Source organism: Mesorhizobium sp. WSM4830 (assembly GCF_055811495.1).
In genome coordinates this window covers 32,733-57,776 of the sequence record NZ_JBVVQI010000024.1, presented here as the reverse complement: position 1 = coordinate 57,776, position 25,044 = coordinate 32,733, and the positions used below count along the sequence as shown (strand labels likewise).

General features: G+C 63.8%; 35 protein-coding genes and 1 pseudogene. 18 read left to right on the top strand and 18 right to left on the bottom strand.

Features of this window, described 5'->3' with window-relative positions; all coding sequences use genetic code 11:
- Positions 1–59: 59 nt before the first annotated feature.
- The gene (locus AC0L2Y_RS25545) at positions 60–338 is read right to left on the bottom strand and encodes a DUF2285 domain-containing protein (protein WP_352490061.1); all 279 of its coding nucleotides are present in this window, start codon (positions 336–338) and stop codon (positions 60–62) included.
- A 271-nt stretch (positions 339–609) separates the two neighbouring features.
- Between AC0L2Y_RS25545 and AC0L2Y_RS25540 the strand changes: the two genes are divergently transcribed.
- On the top strand, positions 610–873 hold the full coding sequence (locus AC0L2Y_RS25540) for a hypothetical protein (RefSeq protein WP_352490059.1): 264 nt from the start codon (positions 610–612) through the stop codon (positions 871–873).
- Between the two features lie 222 nt (positions 874–1,095).
- Entirely contained in the window at positions 1,096–1,404 is a 309-nt protein-coding gene (locus AC0L2Y_RS25535) for a hypothetical protein (protein ID WP_254819673.1), read from the top strand.
- A 44-nt stretch (positions 1,405–1,448) separates the two neighbouring features.
- On the opposite strand, the gene AC0L2Y_RS25530 is transcribed toward AC0L2Y_RS25535, so the two are convergent.
- The 3 genes from AC0L2Y_RS25530 to AC0L2Y_RS25520 all read right to left on the bottom strand — a co-directional run bounded on the left by AC0L2Y_RS25530 (position 1,449) and on the right by AC0L2Y_RS25520 (position 3,219).
- Positions 1,449–2,054 carry a DUF6456 domain-containing protein gene (locus AC0L2Y_RS25530; RefSeq protein WP_352661502.1) on the bottom strand — a complete coding sequence of 202 codons (606 nt, stop codon included), beginning with the start codon at positions 2,052–2,054 and terminating at the stop codon, positions 1,449–1,451.
- A gap of 61 nt (positions 2,055–2,115) precedes the next feature.
- On the bottom strand, positions 2,116–2,751 hold the full coding sequence (locus tag AC0L2Y_RS25525; protein WP_473560339.1) for a GcrA cell cycle regulator: 636 nt from the start codon (positions 2,749–2,751) through the stop codon (positions 2,116–2,118).
- Between the two features lie 69 nt (positions 2,752–2,820).
- The gene (locus AC0L2Y_RS25520; protein WP_473560337.1) at positions 2,821–3,219 is read right to left on the bottom strand and encodes a hypothetical protein; all 399 of its coding nucleotides are present in this window, start codon (positions 3,217–3,219) and stop codon (positions 2,821–2,823) included.
- A 76-nt stretch (positions 3,220–3,295) separates the two neighbouring features.
- Here AC0L2Y_RS25520 and AC0L2Y_RS25515 point away from each other — a divergent pair, with 76 nt between their 5' ends.
- Positions 3,296–3,991, top strand: coding sequence for an XRE family transcriptional regulator (locus AC0L2Y_RS25515; protein ID WP_292663302.1), 696 nt, complete (start codon positions 3,296–3,298; stop codon positions 3,989–3,991).
- A 203-nt stretch (positions 3,992–4,194) separates the two neighbouring features.
- Here AC0L2Y_RS25515 and AC0L2Y_RS25510 read toward each other — a convergent pair whose 3' ends face one another.
- Positions 4,195–4,491: a hypothetical protein gene (locus tag AC0L2Y_RS25510; protein ID WP_473560335.1), complete on the bottom strand. Its 297-nt coding sequence runs from the start codon at positions 4,489–4,491 to the stop codon at positions 4,195–4,197.
- Between the two features lie 190 nt (positions 4,492–4,681).
- Between AC0L2Y_RS25510 and AC0L2Y_RS25505 the strand changes: the two genes are divergently transcribed.
- The 6 genes from AC0L2Y_RS25505 (at position 4,682) to dinB (ending at position 8,216) form a co-directional block, all read left to right on the top strand.
- Positions 4,682–5,038 carry a hypothetical protein gene (locus tag AC0L2Y_RS25505; RefSeq protein ID WP_352490051.1) on the top strand — a complete coding sequence of 119 codons (357 nt, stop codon included), beginning with the start codon at positions 4,682–4,684 and terminating at the stop codon, positions 5,036–5,038.
- A 67-nt stretch (positions 5,039–5,105) separates the two neighbouring features.
- Complete coding sequence (locus tag AC0L2Y_RS25500; RefSeq protein WP_352490049.1) at positions 5,106–5,564, top strand: GNAT family N-acetyltransferase; 459 nt, start codon at positions 5,106–5,108, stop codon at positions 5,562–5,564.
- A 123-nt stretch (positions 5,565–5,687) separates the two neighbouring features.
- A complete protein-coding gene (locus AC0L2Y_RS25495) occupies positions 5,688–6,188 on the top strand; it encodes a hypothetical protein (protein WP_473560333.1) in 501 nt (166 codons plus the stop codon).
- A gap of 118 nt (positions 6,189–6,306) precedes the next feature.
- Positions 6,307–6,633: an NADAR domain-containing protein gene (locus AC0L2Y_RS25490; protein ID WP_473560331.1), complete on the top strand. Its 327-nt coding sequence runs from the start codon at positions 6,307–6,309 to the stop codon at positions 6,631–6,633.
- Positions 6,518–6,904 (top strand): NADAR family protein, encoded by a 387-nt coding sequence (locus tag AC0L2Y_RS25485; RefSeq protein WP_473560329.1) that lies wholly within the window; start codon positions 6,518–6,520, stop codon positions 6,902–6,904. Before AC0L2Y_RS25490 ends, AC0L2Y_RS25485 begins: the two co-directional genes overlap by 116 nt.
- A gap of 70 nt (positions 6,905–6,974) precedes the next feature.
- Positions 6,975–8,216, top strand: coding sequence for a DNA polymerase IV (dinB, locus tag AC0L2Y_RS25480; RefSeq protein WP_352490043.1), 1,242 nt, complete (start codon positions 6,975–6,977; stop codon positions 8,214–8,216).
- Positions 8,217–8,229: 13 nt separating this feature from the next.
- Here dinB and AC0L2Y_RS25475 read toward each other — a convergent pair whose 3' ends face one another.
- Positions 8,230–9,105, bottom strand: coding sequence for a sigma-70 family RNA polymerase sigma factor (locus AC0L2Y_RS25475; protein WP_473560328.1), 876 nt, complete (start codon positions 9,103–9,105; stop codon positions 8,230–8,232).
- 43 nt (positions 9,106–9,148) lie between these two features.
- Positions 9,149–9,460: a hypothetical protein gene (locus AC0L2Y_RS25470; protein WP_473560326.1), complete on the bottom strand. Its 312-nt coding sequence runs from the start codon at positions 9,458–9,460 to the stop codon at positions 9,149–9,151.
- A gap of 144 nt (positions 9,461–9,604) precedes the next feature.
- On the opposite strand from AC0L2Y_RS25470, the gene AC0L2Y_RS25465 reads away from it, so the two are divergent.
- Both AC0L2Y_RS25465 and AC0L2Y_RS25460 read left to right on the top strand, forming a co-directional pair.
- Positions 9,605–9,970 carry a VOC family protein gene (locus AC0L2Y_RS25465; RefSeq protein WP_473560324.1) on the top strand — a complete coding sequence of 122 codons (366 nt, stop codon included), beginning with the start codon at positions 9,605–9,607 and terminating at the stop codon, positions 9,968–9,970.
- Between the two features lie 230 nt (positions 9,971–10,200).
- Positions 10,201–10,425, top strand: a complete 225-nt coding sequence (locus tag AC0L2Y_RS25460; protein ID WP_473560406.1) for a hypothetical protein — start codon at positions 10,201–10,203, stop codon at positions 10,423–10,425.
- 45 nt (positions 10,426–10,470) lie between these two features.
- On the opposite strand, the pseudogene AC0L2Y_RS25455 reads toward AC0L2Y_RS25460, so the two are convergent.
- The 7 genes and pseudogenes from AC0L2Y_RS25455 to AC0L2Y_RS25425 form a co-directional block, all read right to left on the bottom strand.
- Positions 10,471–11,693 (bottom strand): annotated as a pseudogene (locus AC0L2Y_RS25455) (MFS transporter).
- A complete protein-coding gene (locus tag AC0L2Y_RS25450; protein ID WP_473560323.1) occupies positions 11,690–13,072 on the bottom strand; it encodes an FAD-dependent oxidoreductase in 1,383 nt (460 codons plus the stop codon). The pseudogene AC0L2Y_RS25455 and the gene AC0L2Y_RS25450 overlap by 4 nt, the downstream one beginning before the upstream one ends.
- Before the next feature lie 44 nt (positions 13,073–13,116).
- Positions 13,117–13,449 (bottom strand): ArsR/SmtB family transcription factor, encoded by a 333-nt coding sequence (locus tag AC0L2Y_RS25445; RefSeq protein ID WP_352490030.1) that lies wholly within the window; start codon positions 13,447–13,449, stop codon positions 13,117–13,119.
- Between the two features lie 69 nt (positions 13,450–13,518).
- Positions 13,519–13,935, bottom strand: a complete 417-nt coding sequence (arsC, locus tag AC0L2Y_RS25440; protein WP_473560321.1) for an arsenate reductase (glutaredoxin) — start codon at positions 13,933–13,935, stop codon at positions 13,519–13,521.
- Positions 13,932–14,618 (bottom strand): aquaporin, encoded by a 687-nt coding sequence (locus AC0L2Y_RS25435; RefSeq protein WP_473560320.1) that lies wholly within the window; start codon positions 14,616–14,618, stop codon positions 13,932–13,934. The genes arsC and AC0L2Y_RS25435 overlap by 4 nt, the downstream gene beginning before the upstream one ends.
- A 16-nt stretch (positions 14,619–14,634) precedes the next feature.
- A complete protein-coding gene (locus tag AC0L2Y_RS25430; RefSeq protein ID WP_352640967.1) occupies positions 14,635–14,967 on the bottom strand; it encodes an ArsR/SmtB family transcription factor in 333 nt (110 codons plus the stop codon).
- A gap of 359 nt (positions 14,968–15,326) precedes the next feature.
- On the bottom strand, positions 15,327–15,953 hold the full coding sequence (locus AC0L2Y_RS25425; protein WP_473560318.1) for an NAD(P)H-dependent oxidoreductase: 627 nt from the start codon (positions 15,951–15,953) through the stop codon (positions 15,327–15,329).
- Positions 15,954–16,297: 344 nt separating this feature from the next.
- Here AC0L2Y_RS25425 and AC0L2Y_RS25420 point away from each other — a divergent pair, with 344 nt between their 5' ends.
- Positions 16,298–17,041, top strand: a complete 744-nt coding sequence (locus AC0L2Y_RS25420) for an SDR family oxidoreductase (RefSeq protein ID WP_473560317.1) — start codon at positions 16,298–16,300, stop codon at positions 17,039–17,041.
- Positions 17,042–17,131: 90 nt separating this feature from the next.
- On the opposite strand, the gene AC0L2Y_RS25415 is transcribed toward AC0L2Y_RS25420, so the two are convergent.
- Positions 17,132–17,722 (bottom strand): DUF922 domain-containing Zn-dependent protease, encoded by a 591-nt coding sequence (locus tag AC0L2Y_RS25415; protein ID WP_473560315.1) that lies wholly within the window; start codon positions 17,720–17,722, stop codon positions 17,132–17,134.
- Between the two features lie 115 nt (positions 17,723–17,837).
- Between AC0L2Y_RS25415 and AC0L2Y_RS25410 the strand changes: the two genes are divergently transcribed.
- Positions 17,838–18,602: a pseudouridine synthase gene (locus tag AC0L2Y_RS25410; protein WP_473560313.1), complete on the top strand. Its 765-nt coding sequence runs from the start codon at positions 17,838–17,840 to the stop codon at positions 18,600–18,602.
- Between the two features lie 157 nt (positions 18,603–18,759).
- Here AC0L2Y_RS25410 and AC0L2Y_RS25405 read toward each other — a convergent pair whose 3' ends face one another.
- Together AC0L2Y_RS25405 and AC0L2Y_RS25400 are read right to left on the bottom strand one after the other, a co-directional pair.
- The gene (locus tag AC0L2Y_RS25405) at positions 18,760–19,479 is read right to left on the bottom strand and encodes a hypothetical protein (protein WP_473560312.1); all 720 of its coding nucleotides are present in this window, start codon (positions 19,477–19,479) and stop codon (positions 18,760–18,762) included.
- Between the two features lie 262 nt (positions 19,480–19,741).
- Positions 19,742–20,239, bottom strand: coding sequence for a hypothetical protein (locus AC0L2Y_RS25400; protein ID WP_473560311.1), 498 nt, complete (start codon positions 20,237–20,239; stop codon positions 19,742–19,744).
- Positions 20,240–20,317: 78 nt separating this feature from the next.
- Between AC0L2Y_RS25400 and AC0L2Y_RS25395 the strand changes: the two genes are divergently transcribed.
- The 5 genes from AC0L2Y_RS25395 to AC0L2Y_RS25375 all read left to right on the top strand — a co-directional run bounded on the left by AC0L2Y_RS25395 (position 20,318) and on the right by AC0L2Y_RS25375 (position 23,870).
- Entirely contained in the window at positions 20,318–20,455 is a 138-nt protein-coding gene (locus AC0L2Y_RS25395; protein WP_473560310.1) for a hypothetical protein, read from the top strand.
- Positions 20,456–20,611: 156 nt separating this feature from the next.
- Positions 20,612–20,959 carry an antitoxin Xre/MbcA/ParS toxin-binding domain-containing protein gene (locus AC0L2Y_RS25390; protein WP_254819704.1) on the top strand — a complete coding sequence of 116 codons (348 nt, stop codon included), beginning with the start codon at positions 20,612–20,614 and terminating at the stop codon, positions 20,957–20,959.
- Positions 20,960–21,514 carry an RES family NAD+ phosphorylase gene (locus tag AC0L2Y_RS25385; protein WP_473560309.1) on the top strand — a complete coding sequence of 185 codons (555 nt, stop codon included), beginning with the start codon at positions 20,960–20,962 and terminating at the stop codon, positions 21,512–21,514.
- Between the two features lie 194 nt (positions 21,515–21,708).
- Positions 21,709–23,103 (top strand): NfeD family protein, encoded by a 1,395-nt coding sequence (locus AC0L2Y_RS25380; protein ID WP_473560307.1) that lies wholly within the window; start codon positions 21,709–21,711, stop codon positions 23,101–23,103.
- A complete protein-coding gene (locus tag AC0L2Y_RS25375; protein WP_473560306.1) occupies positions 23,100–23,870 on the top strand; it encodes a slipin family protein in 771 nt (256 codons plus the stop codon). The genes AC0L2Y_RS25380 and AC0L2Y_RS25375 overlap by 4 nt, the downstream gene beginning before the upstream one ends.
- Positions 23,871–24,042: 172 nt before the next feature.
- Here the strand turns inward: AC0L2Y_RS25375 and AC0L2Y_RS25370 are convergent, their stop codons facing one another.
- Positions 24,043–24,972, bottom strand: a complete 930-nt coding sequence (locus AC0L2Y_RS25370; RefSeq protein ID WP_352711329.1) for a LysR family transcriptional regulator — start codon at positions 24,970–24,972, stop codon at positions 24,043–24,045.
- Positions 24,973–25,044 lie beyond the last annotated feature (72 nt).

The window sequence follows — 25,044 nt, the reverse complement described above, 5'->3', positions numbered from 1 at the left end:
CCATGTTGGCCTTCTCCCTCAACGGCCAGACCGGGACGGCAGTTCCGTTTAGACGGTGCTCATCCCCACCACTCATCATGCAATTGGCGCAGTTCGTTCCGCTTCCTGGTCATCCATCGTGCACGCGCCAGATGTGTCGCCCACGCCCGGAAAGCCCTCTCCGGCTCCCGCTCCGGATCCATATGCAGAACGATGCGGGCGACCTCGCGCCAATCGGTTCCTTCCGCCGAAGCGTCGAGCAGCCGGATATAAGTAAGCATGCGATCTTCGTCATAACCGGTCAGTACCGAAGACGTCGGCGCTGCGTTCGCGATATGAAGGTTTGGCAGCTTTAGCATTGCGATCTACCCACTGGCACATCGTAGCAGCCTATGAAGAAGCCCGCGCCCTTTGATCGGAGGATGCGGATCGAGATTCGCCTCGACAGCCGACAAATGCGGGCCTCGGGCGGGGGTTCCCCGCCCAGCTGGGCTCACGCCTCACCCATGGCGATCGGGTCCGAGGCAATCTATGTATTTTAGTGGAACCTAATTTAGTCGACGCAATTATGCGTGCGTGAGAAAGCGTGAAATCCAGACCGTCACTGAAAGCCGGCTACCGCGGGATCAGTTGGCCGACGACCCGGTGATTGCCGTCGATTTGACCGAACGGATATTACAGGCGGCCGACAACGACAGGATCGTCTGCCTCGTCGTGGCAACGGAGCAGCTGGAAGCCGACCGCGTCGAGAAAGCGGAGCCCAAGGAGACCAGGATTGCCGCAAGCTTCGTCCGGGACTTTGAGGTGATGCTGCTTGTTCTTTATGCGGCCTACGCCCTCGCTGTGCTGGGTGCGACCGCCTTCGTTTTGCTGGAATTGGGCCATGTTCTGTAGGCAGACGTTGGCAAAAGACGGGACTGACGCGCGATTGCCGCTGTTTGATGAGAGGAGCGGCCACGCTGCGTCGGCGATCCGACCCCCGCCGCAGCCAGCGGCATTTTCGCGCCAGCAGGCTAAACTTCGGGCTCGTCCGTTCGTTACATCTTGTCAATCTATGGAACGAGGCTGCCCCTCGCGGGTTTTTCTATTAGAGGGACGTTAAAGAAGGAGGTAGCTATGAAGAAGCTCCTGCTTGCCTCGGTGATCGCCGTCGCCTCGGCGGCTTCCGTGATCGGCCCGGCGAACGCCGGCGGCAGCGTCACGATCGGCATCGGCAACGGCTATGACGACGACTATTATTATCGCCACCATCGGTATTCCGATTACGACGATGAGTACGTCCCCCGTTACCGCTATGATGTCTATAACGAGGACTACGCGCCGCGCTACCGGTACCGGTACCACCGGCGCTGCCATACCGAAGTCATCAGGCACTGGCGTCATCACCACCGGATCATCGAAAGAATCCGTGTCTGCCGTCGTTGACGGATCGATCCGGCCGGTAGTGCCGGCCGGATCGGCGGGGCTTCTCATCTCGGCTTGCGCATCAGCATCATGCCGTAATGCACGGCCAATATGTCGAGCCCGATCTTGAGTAGTTTCACCACCACGTCGCGCGGCTCGCCGGCCTGTTCCGCCAGGCTCTTGACCGTTGTGTCGGCACAGCAGACCTTTTGCACGATGCCGGCGATCTCCCAATGGACAAGCGCCCTGGTGGCCTCAGCATGGTCGCGGCCGGCGGACAGGATGTGTTCGGCGACGCCGCTGCCGGTGCGGCCGCCGTCGACGCGCTCGGCCCACGCCATCGGCTTGGCGGTTGCCTCCGACGAGTCGCGAAAATCCTGGCGGTAGCGCATGCCCGCCTCGCGCTGCTGGCGCGACAGCGAGGTGAGGCCGCTCAGCGGGTCGACATTGCGCACCCGCACGATGCCGCCGGTCGCGGTGTGGCCGTCATTGGAGACCTCATAGAGGCGCGCGCCCTCCTGCGTCCCCTTGGCCAGCCGCTTGCGGCCGAACCGGTCGTCCTTCAGCGCGAAATCATGACCGATCTCCTTACGGATGCGCACCTGCTCGGCCTCGCCCTTCGGCAATCGCGGCAGCCTGGTTTTGATCTTCTGGACGGTTTTGGTGCTCATCGGTTCGGTCCTCCTGGTTTTCCGTCGTCGGTCTCTGGCGAACTTCCGTCATCCAGCAGGCTCAAATCACTTCGGCCGGCAGCGTGCGCAGGAAGCGCGCCGCGTGATAGGCGCAGTAGCTTTTCGATGGCTTCGTGCGCAGTCCGCAGCACAGCATGTCCAAACCGGGCCGGCTGCCGGGGGCGTCGTTTTCCGCATCCTCCTGCAGCGTCGTGTCGAGCGGCGCGCGGCAGCGCTCGAACAGGCAATCGATGAAGCGCATGGCGGCGAAATGCGGCTGGCGGCCGCCGGCGGCGATCGGCCGCGGCGCCGGCATTTCGAGCGGCGCGCCATCGGTCCCGGTAATCCGAGCCGGACCCGGCTGCCAGGCCGGCGGCGCCAGCCTGGCCGACAGCCTGGCGGGACGGCAGCGGGGCTCGGCCTTCGGAGCCGCCTCCGCTTGGCCTGCGGCATTTGATGGCTCAGGCGCCGAATTTCCGAGCCGGCCGCCCGAGCGTCCACCACACCGGCCCTTGGATCTGGCAAGGCCGATGGTGCGCAAACGGGCGGTGCGGTGGACGATGCCGATGATGGCCGCGCGTGAGACCGGGCGGCCGCGCAGCGCGGTCAACCGGGTCGCGATCTTCGCGGCCGACAGTCCGCTCATCAGCCAGTTCTCGATTTGTTCCAGTTCCGAGGCGGAATAGCGGGCGGCCATGATGTTTCATTCCCTGCAAAGATGGTTGTGTGCGGTGCCGGCTTCGCCGGCCTCAGGCGCGAAAGCCGGTCAGCCTTCGCGTGGTCCGCTGCGATCGAGCTTCATCTCGGCCGCCTGCCTTGTTGCGCCGGACGCTGCCTTGCCCGTCCGCTTGTCGAAGGCGATGACCGTGCCGTCTTCGGTGCGGATGCAGGAAACCGCAGCATCCGGATTGCCGGCCGGCAGGTAATTCGTGGCCGGAGCCGTGAGGGGAACGGCTCCGGCCGTTCCGGCCGCTTGCGCTGCCGGATCCGAGGCGCGAGCCTCGGGCATCGTCCCGGCCGGGGAGGAGGACAGCCGCGACGAAGGGGAAAGGGTTGGCACGGCCTTGGCGATCGTTTGCGGTACCGCCCCCAGGCGAGCGCTGCCGGCGCGCTGAACGACGGATTCGATGACGGAAAGCTGGTGAAGCGACTTGTGCATGCCCATATAAAAGCATAACTCAAATCATAATGCAAGCGATTCTTGCATAGACGAAACCGAATCTTATGCCTCAGATGGAGCCATGGCGAAAACTGCACTGTCGATCAAGGTCGGAGCGGCGATCCGCCGGGCGCGCAAGCAGCGCGGCCTGGTGATGCGTCACATTGCCGAGCACAACGACACCGACGTCGCTGCCGTCGGCAACTGGGAGACCGGGCGCAACCTGCCCAAGACCGAGAACCTCTTGAAGACCGCCGCTTTCCTGCGCGTCGACCCGGTGGCACTCGGCAAGGGCGAGGTCGTCTTCCTCGAAGATGCCGGACCGGTCGCCGATGCCGAGATCGTCACCGATCCCGGCCCCCTGCCCGCCGGGCCGATGGACATCCAGCTTCTCGGCACCGCCGTCGGCGGCGACGATGGCGACTTCACCTTCAATGGCCAGCCGGCCGGCTATGTCCAGCGGCCGCCGGGGATCCGGCATCTGCGCAATGTGTTTGCGCTGCACGTGCTGAGCGATTCGATGGTGCCGCGCTACGAGCCCGGCGAGATGATCTATTGCGGCGGCCGCGACGCCGTGCCCGGCGACCATGTGGTGATCGAGACGCTGCCCGAGGAGAACGAGCAAAACGGCAAGGCCTTCATCAAGAAGCTGGTCAAGCGCACCGCCGCTGAGCTGATCGTCGAACAGTACAACCCGCCGAAGACGCTGACCTTCAACCGCTACGCCATCAAGAACGTCTTCCGCGTCATCCCGCTCAAGGAATTGCTGGGGTATTGAGGGACCGCTTTCCCTTCTCCCCTTGTGGGAGAAGGTGGCCGAGCGAAGCTCGGTCGGATGAGGGGTGCCGGACGGATCGCTACGTAAGGCTTTAAAATCGTTCCATATTTTTTAACGCCGAGTTTCTTCCAGCACCCCTCATCCGGCTCGGCGCTACGCGCCGATCCACCTTCTCCCACAAGGGGAGAAGGAAGTTCCTCCCCTCAAGCCCGCCTCGATTGCTCCAGGTCTCGACCGTTGAGCATCCGCGCCTCGGCGCGGGTCCGTTGCCGGTCGTCGATGAAGGCGGTCTGGATCGAGACGGCCGCGCCCGGCAGGCCGTCCGCCCTGCAGGCCTTGCAGATCAGGCGCCCTGAAAGTGCGGCCAGCGGTGTCTCCGGCATCACCCCATGCCGCTTGAGCTCAGCCGGCTTCCACCACCTGTTTCGGCCGCAATCGATGCACTCGACGGCAATCGACACAACATCGGCGATCGTCGCTTCCTTGCCTACCAATGCCATGGCCATCCCCATCATTGTTCCTGCTTTGTTCACATATAATTATCGGTTTTCAGAGCGGAGTCGAGTCGGTTCCGCTACATCACCGTGAAAGTTTCACTTGTTCAATTATTTGAGTTATGCTTATATCTGGTGCGGACTGGAATCCGCGCGAGCCACAGAACCGCAGCCGGCCGGCAGCAAGGGAACGACGATGGACCAGTTCGCCCATGCCTGCGGCTATAGCGGCGACAGCCCGGCCATGCTTGCCGCTTTCGCGGCCATCCGCCAGGACGGCATCCGCAAGGCACGCCAGGGTCATCGCCAGCGCAAGGCGGCGATTGACCAGATGAAGCCGAGCCGCGCTCTGTTCCTGGTGGCGATCCGCCCGGCGCAGTCAGCCGAGGAGGCACTCGAGGACGCCGCACGCTTCCTGGCGATGTTCCACAACATGCCGCGCTGGCGGCAGGAAAGGCGCGCCGCCGACCTCGCCCGCGCCAGGCAGCAGCGCCTCTTCGCCCGGTTCTTCCGCCTCTACGGCCATCGTCTCTGGGCGCTCGAGACCGCCTGAAGGCGCCCCCCTTGCAAGTCAAAACGGATATTGCGATCGCCGACGTCGCGCCGTATGTCTCCGCGCGATGAGCGAGATCGAATTCCGTCGTGCCCAGGCGCCCGACCTGCCGGCGATCGTTGCAATGCTTGCCGACGATGTGCTCGGCGCAGACCGGGAAGACCCGTCCACGCCGCTTGCGCCATCCTATCTCGATGCCTTCAGCGCAATCGATGCCGATCCCAACCAGTTGCTGGCCGTGGCCGTCGAGGCCGGGCAAGTGGTCGGAACGCTGCAGCTTAGCTTCCTTCCAGGCATTTCGAGGAAAGGCGCATGGCGCGGCCAGATCGAAGGCGTTCGCGTCGCCCGGCAATGGCGCTCTCGCGGCGTCGGCAAGCTGATGATCGAATGGGCGATTGAAGTGTGCCGTTCGCGCAATTGCAGCTTCGTCCAACTCACCACGGACAAAGGTCGACTGGAGGCGCACGCTTTCTACGAACGCCTCAGTTTCACCGCCAGTCATCTCGGCTACAAGATGGGGTTGTAGGTCGGTTTTCCGCCTTTTGCGGGCTGTCCGTTTTCGATACGTTGCCGCGATTTCCCGAAACTTGTACGAGAATCCGGCGGACTGGGAGGCTGACAGTCCTTAGCGTACCACTGGCGGGTGTAAATGCTTGACGTGCTGCACGAGATTTGGGGAGAACTTTACTGGAATCCGCTCGATTGGCTTCCGTGGATTGGTGTGCAGATCCTGTTTGCCGCGATCGTCGGTGCGGTCCTGCAATGGTGGTTCAAGATAGGCATTGTAGCCTTTTTGTTCATTATCGTCCTCTCGCTGTCCGTTAATTTCGGCCGGCTTCCGGCGCCGGCCCTTACGGGGGCTGATCTGGTTCGGATGAATGCAGGGCTGCCGCAGACAACGGACAGCGTAACGATGGAGAATGTATCGTTCTCTCACCGCTTTCTCACTTACCACCTGTCCTCGACGCAACCGCTGGACGAAATCTTCTTCAAAGGCCTTCGGGAATCGGGCGCTTATACGGAGCAGTGCAAGACGCTGGGCAAATGGCTCGCCAGCCGCCGGATCAAACGTATCGAGTACGTTTTCACATGGCCGGGTGGGGCGGAGACAATATCCATCGTCGATGCAGATTGCCGAACCGCAGTATAGCATTGCAGGCGTTAGGCCCGGCACCGAAACACATAGGCTGCGTGATGCGCAGGCTCAGCGAGCAAGAGTTCACAGCCGAGCATTGACAAGCCGGCCTTTCGCCCTGCTCCATCCGCCCATGATTTACGACCGAACCTGGCTTGAAAAAACCTTTCGCGCAAAGACCCGGCAGAAATTCCTGTTCTTCTGGGGCCATCAGCCGTCCAAGGACGGCCGCATGACCACGTCGTGCTTCAGCCAGTGGTGGCATGCGCCCTTTACCGTCGATGGCCTGAGCTATTCGACTGCCGAACATTGGATGATGGCCGAGAAGGCACGCCTGTTCGGTGATGCTCAGACGGCAACCCAGGGCGACGAGCCCCAAGCAGGCAAAGCAGCTTGGCCGGCAGGTGAGCGGCTTCGATGGGGCCAAATGGGATGCCAACAAATATCGCATCGTGACTGAGGGAAGCTTTCAGAAGTTCCGTCAGAACACGGCGTTGCGCGAATATCTGCTGTCGACGCATGACCAGGTGCTGGTCGAGGCGAGCCCTGTCGACCGGGTGTGGGGTATCGGTCTTGCGGCGGATGACGAGAGGGCGGTGAACCCGCTGCTGTGGCGCGGCGAGAACCTGTTGGGATTCGCGCTGATGCAGGCCCGCGATCGGCTGCGCGGCCGAACTTTGCCGACCGCCCGTCTCTGCGGCAGCTTCCGCTGCTTGACAATCCGCGGCTAATTTTCTCTTTATGTTCCTATCACAACTCGAGACAATGCGGCGTTCGAGCCGCCGCGGGCGAACGGGCCGGATGGAAGCCAACATCCTCCACGCGGATCTGGATGCCTTCTATGCCTCGGTCGAACAATTGCTCGACCCGGCCTTGCGCGGCAAGCCGATTGCCGTCGGCGGCGGCGTGGTGCTTGCCGCATCGTATGAAGCCAAGGCGTTCGGCGTGCGCGGCGGCATGCCGGGTCGGCGGGCGCGGGAACTCTGCCCGCAACTCATTTTCGTCGGCGGCCATTTCAAGGACTATCAGCGGCTGGGCGATGCGGCGATCAAGGTGCTCGGCGATTTCACGCCGGTGGTCGAGCGGATTTCGATCGACGAGGCCTTTGCCGACGTCGCCGGCTGCACCCATTTGTTCGGCTCGCCGGCCGAGATCGCCGGCAAGATCCGCCGCCGCGTGCGGGCCGAGCTCGGCTTGCCGATCTCGGTCGGCGTAGCCCGCACCAAGCATCTGGCCAAGATTGCCTCACAGGTCGCAAAGCCCGACGGGCTGGTGGTGGTCGATCCGCGCCACGAGCTGGAGTTCCTGCATCACCTGCCGGTCGAGCTGATGTGGGGTGTCGGCCCGGTCACCAGGGAGCGGCTGGCCGGCATCGGCGTCAACACCATCGGCGAGCTGGCCAAGACCAACAGTGGCGCGCTGGAGCGCCTGCTCGGGCCGGCGGCCGGAGAAAAACTCAACGCGCTGGCGTGGAACCGCGATCCGCGCAAGCTCGAGACGCAGCGCCGCGCGCGATCGGCCGGCGCGCAATCGGCGCTTGGCCGAAAACCGGCCGACGAGGACGTCTTCGTACCCGCTTTGCTGCATCTGGCCGACAGGGTCGCCACGAGGCTGCGGGCAAAATCCCGGCCCGGCCGCACCGTCACGGTTCGCGTCCGCTTTGCCGATTTGCGCTCGGTGACGCGCTCGATCACGCTCGACCAGCCGATATCGGCAACCGCCATGCTGGCCGAGATCGCCGAGGCGCTGGTGCGCAAGGTGCTCATCGACCATCCGCACGAAAAGACCATCTCGCTGCTGGCGATCGCCGTATCGCATCTGGAGCAGCATGCCGGCCTGCAACTGGAACTGCCGCTCGGGCTCGACGACGACCGCCGCCGCCCCGGTACCCGGAAGGGCGCGGCGCGCTGGACCGCTGATCGCGCCATCGACAAGATCCGCGACCGCTTCGGCTGGGAGGCGGTCGGCTATGCCTCGGTCGCGCTCGGACTACAGCGGTCGGTTCCCGACGCCTTTCGCGAACTGGCCGAAAAGGAATTGTGAAGGGGCCGGGCTTTCACCCTTCGACCGTTTCAATCTCCGCGTCGACCAGGCACCACGGCGCGTAGCGGAAGTCGCGGATCTGGATGACCTCATCGCCCGCCCATTCGACCAGCATGAAGCCGCGCACGGCGCCGTCGGCCGCTTGCGGGTCGCGGATGAGGATCGCCGGCCTGCCGTCGACGAAGCCGAGCGACAATGTCCAGTCGCTGAAACGGTCGTAATTGCCGAAATAGGTCGACGCCTGGGCCTTGCCGCGCAGGCGGACGCGGTTGACGACATCGAGCCGGACGTCCTCGGCGATCAGTGCCCTGACCGCGTCGAAGTCGCGCGCGTTGAACAGGTCGACATAGTGCCGCAGCCGGCGCTCGTCGTCGGCATCGAGTCTCGGGGCGAGCGCCTGCTCGGGCTGCAGCGCCAGCAGCTTGAGCTGCGCCCGCCCGCGATGCAGCGCGGCCTTGGTGGCGGCGAGCGTCGCGCCGGTCACTTCGCAGGTCTCATGCAGGCTGAGGCCGAGCACGTCGACCAGGATCACGGCGCTGCGCTGCGGCACCGAAAGCTGCATGAAGGAGCGCAGGCCGGTCTGGGCGGCGAGCCGGCTGTCGGCGCTGCCGGAGGGATCCTCGATCACGCTCATGTCGGCCTCGGTCATGCGCGACCTTTCCCGATTGCGCCGCCGCAGGTGATCCTGCGCGGCATTGTGGGCGATGCGAAACAGCCATTGCTCCGGCCGTTCGACCATGGCGCCGCCGTCGATCGCCTGCAGCGCCTTGATCAGCACCTCCTGGACGATATCCTCGCCGTCGATCACCGAGCCGGCCATGCGCGCGCAGTAGCGATGCAGCCTTGGCCGCAACCCGACGAGCATCGCCTCCAAAGTCGCCCTGTTCATTTTCGGCGTAGCATCCCGTTTCTGCGCGAGCGGCATGCAGGCGCTACCCGGCTTCCTGATCCGCCAGCATACGGTAATTGCCGATGACTTTGACAGGCGATCGCATTGCCGGGGTCGAACGGCGTTCGGCGTGGTTTTCCGCAAACGCCTTGAAGGCGGCAAGCCCGGTCAGCGCCGACGAATCGCCGTCCTGGCCGACGATGTGGACGAACGAGCCGTCGTCCAGCTCGAGCACGAGATAGCGCACCGTCGGCGGTGCAGCCTCGCCCAGCGCTTCAAACACTTTTTCGACCAGCGCGCGATTATCTGCCAGGTCGGCTTGGTTCACACCGTATCGAATGAGCGCGTAGTCCATTGTCGTCTCCTGATTGGTTGGTATGAACGAAGGACGACCGGCTGCGCTGAAAAGATTCTCCTTGCCGAAGAATCTTTTCGGTTGCCCGCATCGTCTTTCGCGCGTGGGCGGCTGCGCGGCAGCCATCAAGCAGGAGCGACGATCATGCATATCCAGTTTGCCGAGCTACCGGTGTTCGACCAGGACCGCGCCAAGGCGTTCTACACCAGGCATCTCGCCTGTCAGGTCATGGCCGACCAGAAGATGGGCGATGACGGCTGGCGCTGGATCGAGCTGGCGTTTCCGCATGCCGTGACGAACCTGCATTTCATCAGGCGCGCCGACGAAACCCCCGGCGCGGAGCCCGTATTGGTGCTGGTCGACGAAAATGTCGCAGCAATGATCGCGGCGCTGAAGGCGGGCGGCGTCGAGATCGTCACCGAACCGCATGAGGCGACGTGGCAGCCGGGGCGCACGGTGGCGGAGTTCCGCGACAGCGAAGGCAACCGCATGGTCCTCGCCAGCCGATAAGCCACCGGAGCCCTCTGTCCGGCGGGGCGTCGTACCTAAGTCCTACCTCCGGCCGGACCATCGGCCGTGCTTCCTTCGAATTATTATTTCGTTACCGCTGCGCGCCGGAACCTTCCATTGCATCGGGCGTTCGGGCGCTGTATTCGCGATGCCTGATATTTAGGCAGGCGGAGGAAATGCGAATAAGGGCGGGTGGCAAACAAACATGGGCCGGGGAGGAGCATCTTACCATGTCGAACCGAAAGATCGGAATATCCCACAGTTTGGGGCTGCGCGTTGCTGACCTCAAATCCAGAATGCAAACAGCCCAGATTACCGAGCACGAGATCAAGACGTTTCAAAAGGTTGCCGCCATCATGGGCGGCGCCGAAGGCTCACTGCGCCTCGACGCGGACGATCTGATTGCCGCGTCCTTCCTTGTCGATCCCTTGGAAGATCTCCCAAACTCCAATTGAAGACAGATCGAACTGAACGCGGGCTGGCCGAAGGCCGGCCAAATCCTATCGGGTTTGAACCTGCGATTGCTGGCGGCGAAGGATCTTCCAGCCCAAGCCGCATGCGAGGATGACGTTGGCCAGCGCAAGGCCGGAAAGCGCGGCCAACGTCCCGTGCGCGCCGAAGCGCTCCAGCAGCAATGCGCCGGCCGAGGGTGCCGCCGCCTGGGCAATCAGGCTCGGCATGGCGAGGCGGCCCATCAGCTTCGCGTAGCCGTTCGAGCCGAACAGCGCGAGCGGCAACGTCCCCGCGCGATGGATTCCAGGCCGATGCCCGCGCCATAGAAGCCGAGCGCCAGCGGGATGATCGGCATACCGGCCCAGAGCGCCGAAACGCCGATCGCGACGAAGGTAACCGAGGCGAACTTGGTCAGGATCGGATGGTGGTAGCGTGCGATGGTCATCTCGATCGCACGCGCCGCCACCTGGGACGGGCCGACCAGCGCGCCGAGCCCGACGGCTGCGGCAAGCGCCATGCCGCTGCCTTGCAGGATTGTGAGCAGATGCACCGACAGCGTCGAGGAGATCACCGCCGCAAGCGTAAGTGTCGCGGCTAACACGATCACGATCGACGGATCGATATTGTTTTCGAGGATCGGCGTCACCTGGTTCAATCCCGGTTTGATTGCCGGTTTCGGTGCCTCGCGGGGCAGGATCACCAGATAGAGCGGAAGCGCAATCACCAACTGAACAGCCGCGTAGACCAGGCAGGTGCCGCGCCAGCCGACCTCCTGTAGCAGCAAGGCCGAGATCGGCCAGCAGATCGTGCTGGCCAATCCGCCGAACAGCGTCAGCGCGGTGATGGCGGAGCGCGCGCCATGGCCGTAGTGGCGGCCAAGCGTTGCAAACGCGGCATCGTAGAGCCCCGCCCCCATGCCCAGGCCGATGACCAGCCAGGCAGCGATATACGCCGCAAGGTTGGGGGCGACGGCCAGCCCGACCTGGCCGACCCCGATGCATCCGGCGCTGAAGGCCAGGACGTTGCGGCCGCCATGCCGCTCGATCGAAGACCCGACGCGCGGAGAGATCAGTCCCGCCACGAGCAAGCCGAGAGACAGGCCGCCGACAACCCATGCCAGCGGCCAGCCGGTATCGGAGGAGACCGCCGGCGCGATGACCGCGGGAAGATAGTAGGAGGATCCCCACGCCATGATCTGCGTCAGGCCAAGCGCGGTGATGATCGCGCCGCGGCTGCGCAAGATGGCCGGCGAAGGCGGCGAAAGGCTCATGCCGCGACGCTGCAGCCACAGCCGCCTTTGCCGACCGCCTTCGCCTCGGCGTCGCCGACACAGCAGGCATCAACCGCTACCGGCGCCGGACCGCCGCAGCACCCCTTGTCGGCCACGCCGATCCGCGGCACGGTGCAGACGCCGGTCTCGGGCAGCACGAGTTGGACATTGTCGGCCGCAACCATGTCGCCGGCGATCGCCGCCGCGACCGAGCGGACCTGCTCATATCCGGTCAGCAGCAGGAAGGTCGGTGCGCGGCCATAGCTCTTGATGCCGACCGTATAGAACCCGTGCTCGGGATGGCTGAGCTCGCGATGGCCGTGCGGCGGCACGTCGCCGCAGGAATGCTCGTTGGGATCGATCAACGGCCCCAGTGCCTTGACGCTTTCCAACCACGGATCGAGCTCGAGCCGGAGCTCGCGGGTCAGCGACAGATCCGGGCGCTGTCCGGTCGCCGCGATGATGCGGTCGACCGGGCCAAGCGCCTGCAAGCCGTCCCTGGTTTGGCCTTCGACGACCATCCGGCCGTCGGCATCGCGGATCGAGACAGCCGCAAAGCCCGTCACCAGCCTGACGCCGCCGCTCTCGGCGAGTTCGCGCACGTCGGCGCCGAGTTCGCCGCGTGCCGGCAATTGGTCGGCATCGCCGCCGCCATAAATGCGCACCAGGTCGGTGCCGCGCGTTGTCCAGATGAAGTCAGTGCCGGGTTCTAGGTTTGCCAGGCTGGCGAGATCCAGCACCGCATTGGCTGCCGAATGGCCGGAGCCGGCGACCAGCGTCGTCTTCCCGGCATAAAGGCTGCGATCGCGGCCGAGAATATCGGGTAGGCCGTAGGCGATGCGGTCGGCAAACTCGGCTTCGCCTTCTGCAGGAATTCCGCCGGCGCCGAGCGGGTTCGGCATTTGCCAGGTTCCCGAAGCATCGATGACGGCACGGGCGCTGTCGCGTCTTGTACCATCGGCAGTCTCGACCGCCAGCATGAACGGCCGGTTTTCGCGTCCCTTGCTCAGCACCTTGTCGGCGCCCCAGCGCGAGATGCCGACGACCCGAGCGCCGGTTTCGATCGACGGCGACAATTGCGGAAGCCTTGCAAGCGGCTCGAGATAATCCGCGACGAGGTCGTCCGCAGTTGGGAATGCCTCGGGCTCAGGCATCCGCCAGCCATGCGCCTCGAGCAGGTTTCTGGCCGCCTGATCGACGCAATAGCGCCAGGGCGTGAACACACGGACATGGCCCCAATCCCTGAGATTGGATGCAACCGCATTGCCGGCTTCGTAGACTTTGACAGGAATGCCTTGCGCGATGAGGTGGACCGCTGCCGCCAGGCCGACCGGCCCGGCGCCGATCACCGCAACGGGGAGTTTTTCGATCACCTCCATGTTTTCCATCCTTCCGGTAATTTCGAATTATAGTGCCAAAAAAATCACGCCGCCGTTTTGGCGGCCGCTTCCGCCGATGCCGGCGCACAGGTGGCGTCGGCGCAGCATTCGTCTGCGAGGTATCCGATGAGCCCGTTCATGGCGGGATAGTTGGCCCGGCAGATCAGCGTGGTCGCCTGGCGCTCCTGTGTCACCAGGCCGGTGTCGACCAGCCGCTTGAGGTGATGCGACAGCGTCGAGGCAGCGATGCCCAATCTGTCCTGGATGCGCCCGACCGGCAGCCCCTCATCGCCCGCCCGCACCAGCGTCCGATAGAGCTGCAACCGCGTCGGGCTGCCGAGGGCTTCGAGTTGCGAGGCTGCTTTTTCGAGTTTCATGGAAATAAGCTATTTCCAGAATCGCTGCACGTCAAGAGAATTTCGACAAAGATCGAAATAGGACGATATCTAGACGACGCGCTTGCCGCTGGCGTCGATGACAACCTCGCCGTCCTCTTTGGTGAAGGGGCCGATATCCGGATTGGGCAGGATGTCGAGCACGGCTTCGGAGGGTCGGGCAAGCATGGTGCCGAGCGGCGTCACCACGATCGGCCGGTTGATCAGGATCGGATGCGCCAGCATGAAATCGAGGATCTGGTCGTCGCTCCACTTCGGGTCGGCCAGGCCAAGTTCGGCAGTGCCCTTTTCGCGCAGCAATTGGCGCGGCGTCATGCCCATCGCTGCGATCAGTTCGACGAGCTTTTCGCGCGACGGCGGGTTTTTCAGATATTCGATCACCTCAGGCTCCTCGCCGGACTGCCTGATCATGGCCAGCGTGTTGCGGGAGGTGCCGCAATCGGGGTTGTGGTAGATGGTGATGGTCATTGCGCAGCTTTCATCTGTCCGGCTGGTTTCGGTTCGGCGAGCAGCCACCCTGCCAAGCCCATGGCGAGCAACGCGCCCAAAAGTTCGGCGGCGATGAAGCCCGGCAGATCGGCGGGGCGGATGCCGGCAAAAGTGTTGGAGAACGCTCGGGCGATGGCGACGGCCGGATTGGCGAAGGATGTCGATGCGGTGAACCAGTAGGCGGCGGTGACATAAAGCCCGACCAGCCAGGGGATCGAATCCGGACGGGAGCGCAGGCCGGCGAGGATGGTGAAGACCAGCCCGAAGGCGGCAACCAGCTCCGCAATCCATTGCCCGCTTCCGGTCCGCACCGTCGCCGACACTTGCAGGATCGGCAGTTCGAACATTGCATGCGCCAGGAATGTTCCGGCGATGCCGCCAGCAATCTGGGCGGCGACGTAAGCCAGCGCTGCCTTCGTTTCGATCTCACGTCGAAGCGCAAATACCAGCGTCACCGCCGGGTTGAAGTGCGCTCCGGAGATCGGCCCGAATATGGTGATGAGCACGACCAGGATCGCCCCGGTCGGCAAGGTGTTGCCGAGCAGGGAGACGGCGACATCGTTGCTCAGGCTGTCAGCCATGATGCCGGAACCGACAACGGTGGCGACCAGCAGAGCCGTGCCGAGGGCCTCGGCAACAAGACGGCGGGAAAGATTGACCAAGACGAACCTCCTCCCCTTAGCAGTTGCAGGTCACCGCCTGGATGACAGGCTGGCAAAGTTCCGGCGCGCCGTTGCAGCAGTCCTCCATGAGGTAGGCCAGCAGATCGCGAAAGCCGGTCATATCGGCGAAATAGCGCACGCTGCGGCCCTCGCGTTCGGTCCGCACTAGGCCGGCATGTGACAGGATCTTGAGATGAGCCGACATCGTATTCGGGAACGCGGCGAGCCGCGAGGCGATCTCGCCCGCCGGCACGCCGTCGGCTCCAGCCCGCACCAGCAGGCGAAAAACGTCGAGCCGGGTTTCCTGGCCGAGCGCGGCAAGCGCCGAAAGGGCGAGTGTCTTATCCATACTTCCAGATTTCCAGAAATGGGGAATAGAGTCAACGCGCCTCTGCCCGTTCACCGCAGGGCAATCGAACGTCGGCAAGTGCCCCCTCACCCGGATTGCCAACCGAATTGCGAAGGGCAATTCGAGGCAATCCGACCTCTCCCCGAGGGGAGAGGAGGTCGCCTGCGTTGATGCCAGGCTCTTCTCCCCGGCGGGGAGAAGGTGGCCGCGCAGCGGCCGGATGAGGGGGCCGCCATATGCGATAGCGCTGCCGTTCACGGGGAGAAGTGCCCGGCAGGGCGATGAGGGGCGGCGCCGACTTCGGCGAAGCTATCGCCTGTCCAAAGCGATTGCCGGTTCCGGCGGCCGCTCGAGCCAAATCAGCCAGGCACCGCATCGGAAGCCACGGCATCAGCCTGGCCCAGGCTTGCCACGGCTTTCCTGACCCGCCTCAGATGCGCCTGGCGTCCGGCCGCCGAGACGCTATCCATCCGGTAGAGCGCCAGGAAGTTGGTCCGGCACAGCGGATGGCAGACGGAGCGGAAGCCGCGCAGCAGGGTCCGCCGGCCGGGCTGTCCCATGATCCACGACATCAGCGGCGTGGCGCCGCATGTGGTCATTGCCATCACCCGGCGTATGTGCCGCAATTTGGGCCGCGGACCGCGTCGAGCGGTCGGCATCTCGAAAGCGAAGCCCGGCACCAGCACACGCTCCAGCCAGCCTTTCAGCATCGCCGGCAGGCCATACCACCAGGTCGGATAGATGAAGACGACCGCCTCCGCCCAGAGCAGCTCCTGCGCATGTTCGTGCACCGATTGCAGGTTCGCCGCCTTGTCGTGGTAACCGCGCCATTCCTGCGTGCGCATGACTGGATCGAAGCCGGTCGCATAGAGGTCGAGCAGGTGGACCTGATGGCCGCTTTCGGCAAGCGTCTCCAGCACCGTATCGCGCACGGCACCATTGAAGCTGTCGGTGCAGGGATGGCAATAGACGACGAGGACCTTCATCTTGCGCTCGGTCGCGAGAGTGCACGCAAGCGCGTCGCATGCAAACAAGCCACCCGCAGACATAGTCGATCAGCTGTTTTCATGCGAAACCCCGCAGCCCCCATATCAAGACGCAACAGCTCCAGTCACGTCAAGGCCCGCTCGTTAGCTCAAAGGAAATTGCGCACACATGGGCTTGCCGGAGGGCACTGTCCCGCATGCCTTGCGGTACTCTGCGGGGAGCGGGCACTGCCGCGTATTGAGCCCACGAACCCCAAGAGTGGATTCGGTTTTCGATCAGCATTGTTGCCCGAAAGCCTGCGCCCTAGCTTCACGGCGCGTTCAAAGCGTCAGGAGAGAAAAAGATGCGGACAGGAAAACTGAGCGGCAAGATCGCCTTGGTGACGGGCGCCTCCTCAGGCATCGGCGAGGCCACTGCCTTGGCGCTGGCGGCCGAGGGCGCCACGCTGGCGATTGCCGCGCGGCGCGCTGAGCGCCTGGACGATCTGGCGAGGCGGATCCGTGAGACCGGCAGCGCGGCACTGCCGATTGCCGTCGACGTCACCGACGAAACGCAAGCCACGGCGATGGTCGAACGGGTCCAGCAGGAGTACGGCCGGCTCGACATGCTGCTTGCGGTTGCCGGCGTCGGCGTCGCCGCGCCGTTCCGCAACACGACGCCGGAAGAATACCGCCGGATGGTCGACGTCAACATTCTCGGCCTGCTTTATCCGATCCATGCGGCGCTGCCGTCGATGCAGCGGCAAGGCGCCGGCCACATCGTCGTCGTCTCGTCCGGCACCGGCCGTTATATCCACCCTTCGGTGGTCTATTCCGGCACTAAGCACGCGGTGAGCGCGATGGCGGAATCGCTGCGCCGCGAGATCGGCAAGGACGGCATCCGCGTCACCTGCATCGAGCCTGGCGCCGTCAAGACCGAGTTCACCCAGAATATGCGCGCCGATGTGCGCCAGGCGGTCGAGGAAAGGCTGGGCGACATGGAGCAGCTGGAAAGCGAGGACATCGCCGCCGCCATCCTTTATGCAGTGACGCAGCCGCCACGGGTCAACGTCAACATCCTGACCCTCTATCCGACCGAGCAGGCGTGAGGTCAGCCTGCAGACGTCGATGCGCTGCGCCGCCCCCTCTGTCCTGCCGGACAGAGGGGGTGCTGTCCCGCCAACCTTGCCCCGCTTCGACTATCCCCCGGTCATCAGCGTAAACACAAGCTGCCGCAACTTGCCGCCCGGGCCGAATTCGACCCGGTCGAACTCCCGGCTGGCCTGCCGTTGTGCCTGCGAAATTCCGGCGAGCCGTTTCGTCACTTCGGTCCTGATCTTGCTGCAGGCGCGATCATCGGCGACGGTCAGGCCGATAGTGGCCGCCTCGATCTTGTGCACCATGTCGACGATGCTGGCGCCGTGCACCTTCTCGTGGGCGGCGAGGCCGGCTGCGAAAACCTCCCAGTTCTTCTGGATTGCGCCCGGCAGCCGCGCGGCCGGCTTCGGCAAGGTGTAGGTGATGATCAGCTTCGGCCGCGCCGACACCAGCACGCAGGCATCGCCTTGCGGCTGGTAGTCCCTCACCCAGGTCAGCTTGAAATTGGTATGCGCGATGACGCGGCGCTCGCCGAGCAGCGGCCCGCGCCCACCGATCGAGGCGTAGAGCTCCGGCCCGGATTGCCCTGAGATGGCATAGGTCTCGACCTTCTCGACCGCCTGCCAGCCGGCATGCGCCGGTGATGTCGGCAGGAAGGCAAGCAGCAGGCAAAGGCGAACGGCTGTTTTCATGCAAGTCCTCGCAGCCGCTGCGCACGATGCAAAAGACATGCAGTTCCCTTCCGTGGACATAGCCGGCGGCCGGCTATAGTGGGATGCTCGTATACAAGAATCCACAGGCAACGCCATGTCGCCGCGACCGAACATTGCCCGGCAGCGCCCTACCCCCGGGACCCAGGCTCCCGGCGTCAGCCTCTGCCGCGCGCTGTCGAAGCTTGGCCTGTGCTCGCGCAAGCAGGCCGAGCTTCTGGTTGCCGAGGGCCGGGTGCGGGTCGCCGGCAAGATCGTCCGCAACGGCTCGATGCGCGTCGATCCAGGGTGCGACCGTATCGAGGTCGACGGCCGCCGCGTCGCCGCCGAGCGCAAGGTCTATCTGATGCTCAACAAGCCGCGCGGGCTGGTCACCACTCGCGACGACCCGCAGGACCGCGGCACCGTCTATGCTTGCCTGGCAGGCCTCGACCTGCCCTTCGTCTCGCCGGTCGGCCGCCTCGACAAGGCCAGCGAAGGCCTGCTGTTGATGACCAACGACACGCGTTTCGCGCAGCGCCTGCTCGATCCCGCCTCGCATGTCGCCAAGACCTATCATGTGCAGATCGGCGCCCTGCCCGACGAGGCCATGCTGGCGCGGCTGCGCGCCGGCGCGACAGTCGATGGCGACTTGCTGACGGCCCGCTCAATCGGGCTGCTGCGCGGCGGCACCAGCACCGCCTGGCTGGAAATCGTGCTCGACGAGGGCCGCAACCGCCATATTCGCCGGCTGCTCGGCGCCCACGATATCGAGGTGCTGCGCCTGGTGCGGATCGCGATCGGCCCATTGCAGCTCGGCGAGCTTGCCAAAGGCAAGGCCCGCCATCTGACCGCCGAAGAGCGGGCGCTGCTTCAGGCCTGAGCGACCAGGCGGCGACTCGATAGTCAGCCAGCCAGTCAAGCCCAAGTGATGCAAGCAAGCAATGCCGGACGGACAGGGGTTGCGTTCGACTCCTGGCGGACGTTCCCGGACAAGATCGCTCACACTCGGTTCGAACCGATATCAATCTCTGTCGGTATTACATTCCGTCAGCACACAACAGATTGCAGCCGGCGGCTTTGATTTTCTGGATGAAGATTTTGAGCGATTCTTGGGCAGGCACGGCAAGCTGGCCAACTGACGGAACAAACAAATCGATCAGGGCCTGGCGATGGCCTGGAGAGACGCTCTCCGCTAGATAGGGACCACCTGCTCTTAGCGATTCAATAAGAACTATCTTGTTCCTTTCCTTCAGGACCGGATCAGCCAGAAAAATGGAGGCGCCACGAAACATTTTCTCCACGCCTCCTCGAGCTTTGGCTCCGTTGGCGCGCAACATTTCGGCAGCGTTAGCTTGGTGCGCTAGGAAATCATTGAAAGCTGGCTGGGAAGCAGCTGCAGCCCGGATCACAAGCACGAATGACTGCGTAGCTTCATCCTGCAGAAGCAGCGGACTAGCTTGGCCATAAAGTATGAGCAGCGATCCACTTCTGTCCATTACGAAAGACAGTGTTTCCAGATCGCTCGCATCGTATGGCGGCGAACCTATCAGAGCCTCGCCGTCCCAAATCTTGCGCAGTAGATCCCGGTCCGTTGGATCTTCAAGACTTGGCAATTTACCTTCAATCTGGCGCTGCCGCAGAAGTTCATCGAACTTGGCGAAAAATTCCTTCGCGTAAGCCGGGCCTGTCGGCGGAACATGGGCGTGCGCCCATGTGGAAAATAGGATGGCAAAAATCGACCACACCAAACATTTCATGGCCGTTCCTTTACTTGACTACCTTCAGAGGGCGATGGCGTTGTCCAAATAAATGCCAGGCGATGGTCGACATTGTCGATCGGAGCGCCTCGCTCCTTCGCTTCGAGCAGACGTTTTCGAGCGTCCTCGAATCGCGGTTTCCAGGCTGCTTTCCTCGGCCTCCAATTCGACAAGCCCTGTCCAGGGATCGAGGTCCGCAGGATCACGCTCTATATTCGCGACCAACGTCTCGCGTAATACAAATCGAAATGTGAGGGGTTCATCAATCTTCATTGTCGGAAGGAGCCTTGGCTTTGCCGCACTGGGCCAGCACCTTGCCGATGGCGGCGGATGAGCCAACAAGCGGAAAGCTGTTCTCTCCATATTTGCCCGAGACGACCGTGACCTCGCCCTTAGAACGCAGCAGGGCCAGCATCGGGTCGGCGCTGCCCAATTCCACGGTGAAGTTGTTGTACATCTCTTCGAGTTGAAGCGTCTTGGTCACCGTCTTGCCCCCGGCCTTGAACGTGAACGAAGCGCTGCCGGGCTCCAGTTGCGGACCGGTGTCGCCCAGATCATAGCTCAGCGTCGGCTTGCCGAAACAGGCCAGCGTCAGCTGGGCGCCGCCATTCGATCCGCCGCAGACCGACGCCATCAGAACTTTGCCGCCCTCGTCTTCCTCCAGTTTCGCGGTCCAGCCGCACGGCGCGGCAGATGCCGGCTGCGCCGGTTGCAGCGCGGTCTGAGCGGCGACGCAACCCGCCACGATGAATTTCGCCAATCCGCTTCGCATGATCTTCCCCTCCCAAGCCATCGAACCATCGTCAGCCACGTGGCATCAAGGACCATACAGAACAAATTGTCCCGTGGCATTACCAGTGATGTCGAGGTGCTGCGCCTGGTCCGGATCGCCATCGGCTCCTTGCAGCTCGGCAATTTTGCCAAGCGCAAGGCACGCCATCTGACTGCCGACGAGCTGACGCTGCTTCAGGCCTGAGCAACTAGGCACTGGATGCCCCTCGAACCGAAGCGGCAATTGACATTAGCATCTCTGTTTCATATTTTCCATTTGTGAAACTGAAATGCGCCGATGCAGTCAAAGTGTCAGGCTGATACGCATGGGCGAAACTGGCTTGGAAGCCGGAGAGAAAACATGGCTACGGCATTGCGGGCGGTTCCCAGATTCCTGGACGAATTGGGCACGTTTGGCGGTCTCAAGGGAACCGATATTGCAAACATCACCGACGTGTCCAAGGCCACCGTTTCGAGGTGGAAGGCCGGCGACATCAAGCCCCAGCCGCGCAGCGAGCTCATTCTATCGGACCTGCACTATATCGTCGGCCGACTTCAGGAATTCTACGAGCCAAGCGATATCCGCACCTGGCTTTACGCTCGACACCCGCAATTGAACGGTGAAAGGGCGATAGATCTCATTCACGACGACCGTGCTCTCGACGTGCTCAAAGTCATCGATCGACTTGAGAACGAGGTCTTTCTCTAGTTGGCGATCGCCGGGCGGAAACGACGCGATAGCCGGCTCATCGACACTATCGAGGCGATAGTTCCTGTCGAATACGCCGGAACGGTTTGGCGTGTGGTGCGCCAGGGCCGCAGCCCGATCCAGTGCTCGAACTCCGGTGGCCGTTGGGACGACGGAACATTCGATGTGCTCTACACCTCGCAAGAGCGCGAAGGTGCCCTGAGCGAGATGAGATACCACCTGACGCGGGGGCAGCCAGTGGTCCCTTCGCGTGTCAGATACAATCTCTTCGAGATCGATCTTGCTTTGGACCGGACGCTCAGACTGCTCGACCTGGCCGCCTTGCAGACCCTTGGCCTCGACACCTCGCGCTACGGGCAGCTTTCGCATCAGGAAAAGCACGCCGAATATCCGAGGTCGCAAGACATCGGCGAGGCCGCATATTTCCTCGATTATGACGGTCTGATCGTGCCCAGCGCGCGCTATGACTGCCTGAACGTCGTCGCGTTTTGTGATCGGCTGCCGGCTGGGGCGATAACGACAAGAACCGATCACGGGGAAATCGACTGGACTTAGCGGCGGGTCCGCCGCCGTCAGGTATGGCCGCCGACCTCATCCGCGGAACGTGCCTGATTGGCGGAACTTCTCGGTGCCGTAGCCGCCGCTGAACAGGCCTACGCCCAGCAGCACCGTGCGCTGCGTCACCCACCGCGAAGCGTCATGGATTTCGGCAAAATCCAGCCCATATTCCTAGATGTGGAGCTTTGAGCGTGAAACTCGCGCGTGCGGTCCTGCTTGCCGCGGCTTTCGTGGCTGTTGCGGCCGTTTGTCCCTCTTCCGCAACCGGAGAGGCGAACGGCCGGGAGAAAATTGTATTGCGCGTCGAGATAGACGGCGCCATCGGTCCGGCGAGTGCCAGGCAGCTCGAGGAAGCGCTGGCGGTGGCCGCGGATCGAAACGCCCAGGCTCTCATCCTGCAGATGGACACGCCCGGCGGGCTGGTCACCAGCATGCGCGAGATGATCGCCGGCATTCTCGCCTCGCCGGTTCCCGTCATCGGCTATGTCGCGCCCGCCGGCGGGCACGCGGCGAGCGCCGGAACCTATATCCTGTACGCCACCCATCTAGCGGCGATGGCGCCCGGCACCAATCTGGGCGCGGCAACGCCGATCGAGATGGGCGGCCCGCTGCCATCGTTTCCCGACGGCGGCAAGAACGATGGCCCCGAGGCGGACAAGGACAAGAAGAACGCAGCCGCGGGCGATGTGATGATCGCCAAGGCGACGAACGACGCCGTTGCCCTGATCCGCAGCCTGGCTGAATTGCGCGGGCGCAATGCCGAATGGGGAGAAAAGGCCGTGCGCGAGGCGGCCAGCCTGTCGGCCGGCGCGGCGCTGCAGGAGCATGTCATCGACTTCGTTGCCCGCGACACCACCGAACTGCTTCTACTGGCCGATGGCCGGACCGTCGAGATCGCCGGCAAAAAAGAGGCATTGGCGACGAAAGAGCTGCCGGTCGAAACGCTCGAGCCAGGCTGGCTCATCCGGCTTCTCGCCGTCATCACGGACCCGAACATCGCCGTCATCCTGATGCTGGTCGGCGTCTATGGCCTCGTCTTCGAATTCACGAGCCCGGGCGCGGTCGCGCCTGGCGTGATCGGCACGATTTGCCTTCTGCTCGGGCTCTATGCGCTCAATCTCCTGCCGATCAGCTATGCCGGCCTTGCCTTGATGCTGCTTGGCATCATCTTCCTGGTCGTCGAAGCCTTGAACCCGACTGTGGTTCTTGGGCTGGGAGGCGTGGCTGCGTTTCTGCTGGGCGCAGCCATGCTGCTCAGGATCGAGGGGCCCGGCTTCGAGATGTCGTGGGCCGTTATCGGCACCGCCGCCGTCCTGACGCTCGGCCTGGCGCTGTTGACCGGCAGCTATCTGTGGGCGGCCCGCAAGAACGTTCCGCGTGTTGGCGCACAGGCCATGCAGGGGCTGCCGGCGGAGGTCCTCGACTGGCAGGGCAGCGAGGGCCACGTGCTCGCCCGGGGCGAGCGCTGGCGGGCAAAAGCCGACGAACCGCTTGCTGTGGGCGACAGCGTCGAGGTGGCCGATGTCAGGGGTCTGGTGCTGACGATACGGCGCCGCAATGTGAGAAGCGATGGAGCAAGGCAATGATCATCGGTTATGTGGCCTATCTGGCAGCAGCGCTCGTCGTGGTCATGTTCCTGTCCGCGGCCATTCGCATCCTGCGGGAATATCAGCGCGGCGTGGTCTTCACGCTCGGCCGCTTCACCGGGGTCAAGGGCCCCGGCCTTATCATCCTCATCCCCTTCGTGCAGCAGATGGTGAAGGTCGACCTGCGAGTGGTGGTCCAGGACGTGCCGCCGCAGGACGTGATCTCGCGCGACAACGTCTCGGTGAAGGTCAACGCGGTGCTGTATTTTCGTATCGTCGACGCCGAGCGGGCGGTGATCCAGGTCGAAGACTTCATGACCGCCACGAACCAGCTGGCACAGACCACGCTGCGCTCGGTGCTCGGCAAGCATGAGCTCGATGAAATGCTGGCCGAGCGAGACAAGCTCAACAGCGATGTCCAGGAGATTCTCGACCAGCGCACCGATGCCTGGGGCATCAAGGTCTCCAATGTCGAGATCAAGCATGTCGACCTCAACGAGAACATGATCCGTGCCATCGCCAAGCAGGCAGAGGCTGAACGGCTGCGGCGCGCCAAGGTGATCAACGCCGACGGCGAACAGCAGGCGGCGGCAAAACTCGTCGAGGCCGGCAAGATGCTGGCCGAGGAGCCGCAAGCCATGCAGCTGCGCTATTTCGAGGCCCTGCATGACATCGCCGGCGAACGCTCGTCGACGGTCGTGTTCCCGCTGCCGATGGATCTGCTCGGTCATTTCATCAAGCGGGGTGGTGGAGGCGGAGGCGGCTGAGCGCGTAATCTCCCCCCTCGAGGGGGAGATGGCCGCGAAGCGGCCAGAGGGGTCGTCTCACATAGATCGCCGACGCCTTCCTCTACGAGAGACGGCGCTGACGCTCCACGCGCCGCGACCCCCTCTGTCGCCTTCGGCGACATCTCCCCCTCAAGGGGGGAGATCAGCACCCTCACCTCCGCCACGGCGGGACCGGTGCAAAGCGTTTGCCGATCCAGTCGGCGAAGGCACGTGTCTTTGCGGCTTGCCCTTTGGCTGAAGGCATGACGACATAGACGGCGCCTTCGTCGGCAAGCGTCCAGTCCTCCAGCACTGGCACCAGCCGGCCGTCGGCGAGCTCGCGTCCGACCAGCCAATCCGTACTCATCATCAGCCCGACGCCTTGCACGGCCGCTTCGACCAGCACTTCGGCATCGTCGGTGACCAGCGGCCCGGAGACCTCGATACTGACGCGGCGTCCCGTGCTGTCGGTCATCTCCCAGGCCGGAAAGGTTTGGAAACCCGAAAAGCCGAGACAGCTGTGTTCCAGAAGTGCTTCAGGTTCAGTCGGCGTGCCCCGGCGGGCGAGGTAGGACGGTGCGGCGCACAGCAGCCGCCGCCGTGTCGCGACCTTGCGCGCCACCAGCCGCGAATCCTCCAGCGCGCCAAGACGCACGGCGACATCGAAATTCTCGGCGACGAGATCGACGAAACGGTTGGAGAACTCGGCCTCGATACGGACGTCGGGAAATTCGGCGAGAAACTGGGGCAGCAGCGGGCCGATCCACATGCGCCCGAACGAGCCGGGCAGCGCCAGCCGCAGCACGCCGCGCGGCCCGCCGCCGGCATGCGCCGACGCCGCAGCTTCGGCCTCGTCGACGGCGGCCAGGATGGCGCGGACCCGGACGAGGAACTCCAAGCCCGCCTCGGTCAGCGACACGCTTCGCGTCGTCCGGTGCAGCAGGCGCACGCCCAACCGCTCTTCCAGCGAGGCAAGGCGCCGCGACAGGATCGTCGCGTCGCGACCGATGCGAGCCGCCGCCTTGGTGAAGGAGCGTGCTTCGGCGATTGCCGCGAAGGCGGCCATTTCGGCCAATGCTGCCGGTTCGTACGATTGCTGCACCAGGCGCAGAGCTCAAATGTAAAACCCGAGGATTATATACCAATAGCGCAGCAGCTAGTTTCACTCAATCCC